This window comes from Campylobacter concisus, assembly GCF_002912425.1.
GTDB classification, from domain to species: Bacteria; Campylobacterota; Campylobacteria; order Campylobacterales; family Campylobacteraceae; genus Campylobacter_A; species Campylobacter_A concisus_AH.
Genome location: NZ_POYR01000004.1, coordinates 1 through 2,708, shown reverse-complemented (window position 1 = coordinate 2,708; position 2,708 = coordinate 1). Strand labels below are relative to the sequence as shown.

The 2,708-nt window shown below is 30.4% G+C and carries 2 protein-coding genes; both read right to left on the bottom strand.

Going from position 1 to position 2,708, the window contains the following annotated elements; translation table 11 throughout:
- Positions 1–281 precede the first annotated feature (281 nt).
- Positions 282–956, bottom strand: a complete 675-nt coding sequence (locus tag CYP84_RS00370) for a hypothetical protein (protein ID WP_103598228.1) — start codon at positions 954–956, stop codon at positions 282–284.
- Positions 943–2,708, bottom strand: a 1,766-nt coding sequence (locus CYP84_RS10640; protein ID WP_103636305.1) for a hypothetical protein, incomplete at its 5' end; no start/stop codon positions are given. The genes CYP84_RS00370 and CYP84_RS10640, both read right to left, overlap by 14 nt.

The window sequence follows — 2,708 nt, the reverse complement described above, 5'->3', positions numbered from 1 at the left end:
CACTTTGAAGCAGTACTGTTTGATCTCTCTTCGTCTTTTTGCATAAATTCTAAGTGAGTGACGTCCTCTTTATGCTCTTTGCCGTTTTTGTCTTTTGTTTGATTATTAATTATTATAGTCCTCATCTTTTTTATAAACTTTGGTAAAAATCATTACTAAATTTATTGATAGCATTTTCAGGGCTTAAAGGTTCAAAAGCGCTTAAATTTAAACTATCAATTAGGGCTAGTAATATAATTTTAAATTTCATAATTGTCTTACTCTTATTTAAGATAAATCTATCATTGCACGCCTAAGATACTCTTTGTGTCTGAATTTATATCGCTACCTAGATATTTTTCATATTCTTTTATATTCTTAGAGTTTATTGGGTTGCAGCGGATAGCATTATCCACCTTGCCTTTATTTTGCTTTTTACACTCATTTATATCCATAAAACCTATATTTTCACACTTTAAAAGATGATCCAAATCGTCTTTTATATTCCTTTTTAGCTCGATTCTCTCTTTTTGTTGTTCTGCATTATTATATAGCTCATCTCCTTTCCACTCCATCATGCAGGCATCATCTGTTTCGTTTATCAAAACACAGCCATTTTGCAAATCAATAACCAAACAATGTGCCTTATCTTTCCATAAAGGTTTTTCATCTTTATCATCAGAATAACCAGTTATATAGCCTCCCTCCAAAGTATCTAATATTACGTATCTGCCAGAACTAGACAAGACACTGCTATTAGGACCAAAGTAGTATGTGTTGTTATTGATGTATATCGTAGAATTATATTCTTTGCTAGAAAAGATTAGTTTCTTGTATAAATTTACTTCAAAATGTTCATTTTTCTCAGCTTCTTTAAATATCAAGGAGTTTCCATTTTTGGATTTTATGAATGTTTCTTTGGCATATGAGCTAATTGCCAAAACGAACATTAAAAGTATAAAATTAATTATTTTCATATAGCTTATCCTTTAAATTGTTAAATCTTTTTATATTATCTGTCATTTGAACTCTAGCGTCTCTATAATATTCTAGTAGCGTATTCTCATACATTACATGATTAGTTTTCCAAGTAGTAGGGTCTTTATTGACCTTTGGATGATCTGCAAAAAAATTATCTAAAGCTGTTTTAAAATTTGTTGATACATTATTGGGTCTATTTACAGATTGATCTAAAATTAAAGCTCTTCCAAATTTAGTAGTAACAAAGTCTTTTATAGCAAAATTTTTACCATTAATAATTAACTTTTTATTTTCAGCTTCATGTAGTCTATCAATAAAATCTAATACCTGAAGTTCCTGAAATTCTTTTAAAGAAATAAGTTTTACTATGGCGGCAAGTGGTTTATTGTATGTCGATTTGCCATAGTTTTTTACATTGCAGTCTTTTCTGATAATTGCTTTTAGCTCCTCTCCTGTAATGTCATTACCGTAAGTTAGTAGTGAATTACTGTAATAAATTGTAGCGTCACTATCTTTTCCGACAACTTTCCAACCACAATTCATGGCATGGGTTATATATAGTTTAGGGTGCTTATCTCGAAATTTGGCAAGCTGTTTTGAGAATTCACCCCTTCCGGTGCTTTTAACAGTCTTTTGCATAGCGCCTGCACTCAAGACCTCAGAGTCATATGATTGAACAGCATCCAAATTGCCTTCATTTTCGGACATAGCTATTAGTATATTCTTTTCATCTTCTGTTACTTGATTTGAAGTTATTAAATCATCCCAGTAGGTATAATTTTTTAATGATATCTTGCCTCGATAAATAGGCCCATAGCTTTCATATAGTTTTGTAACTTTAAATTTATCTGCATATAGTTTTTCGCAGTTGCATAATTCTATTTCGGCTTTTACCCCAACCTCTCTATCCCCATCCACCCACATACCACTATCTACTCTTGTTATGCTCTTTGACTCATTAAAAGAGCTTATAAAGCTATCCATATTATCTTTACTTAGTAGGTTGATACCATATTTTTTATCTTTGCTTATTATGCTATCTAAAATTTGGCTGTTTGCACTATTCTCATTGACATAGATCCCATATACATTATTTAGTGTTTGTCTATTCTTTTCATCTTTTACGTTAAGCGTCTTGTTTAAATTTTCATCCTCATATATCTTTACTTCCTGTGCTTGATTTATATTTTTATTTATGTAGTAGTATCCGTCTTTTATGTTTTTGTCTCTATCTGTTAGAGAACTATCGAAATTTATGTTAGCTTTAAAGCTCTTCTCTTTTATAGCATGCTCAAACTCATATATGATGAGTTTATCATCTTTAAATTTAATATATAGAGGTATCTTTATATCTATCCGTATATGGTTTTTACCATATACGCTTTGGTATTTAAATTTATCCTTCTCTCCTTCAAGATATGCAAAAAATACTATAGTATGACCACCTTGCTTTAGCTTTTCTAGATCATCTTTTTTTATAAGATCTGAAATTTTAAATGCTATCTCTTTACCCTTTTGATCTTTTAAGGCTACAGCTTCTCTAGGTTGTTTCTTTGATAGCTCGTTATACTCTATGGTTTTTATCACCTTATATCCCCAAAGCACCTCTTTATACCTCTTGCTACCTTTTTCTTGTTTATATATAGCCTTTAAACTTATCTCTTCATTTGTCTTAAATGGATACTCACTATCAGATACTACATTTACTATATGATCTGTTATATCTCTTAAAGATACCTTGTTTGTAT

Bases quoted from the DNA above. Each gene is read 5' to 3' on its own strand.
- CYP84_RS00370 (WP_103598228.1), bottom strand. From the start codon at position 956: ATGAAAATAATTAATTTTATACTTTTAATGTTCGTTTTGGCAATTAGC.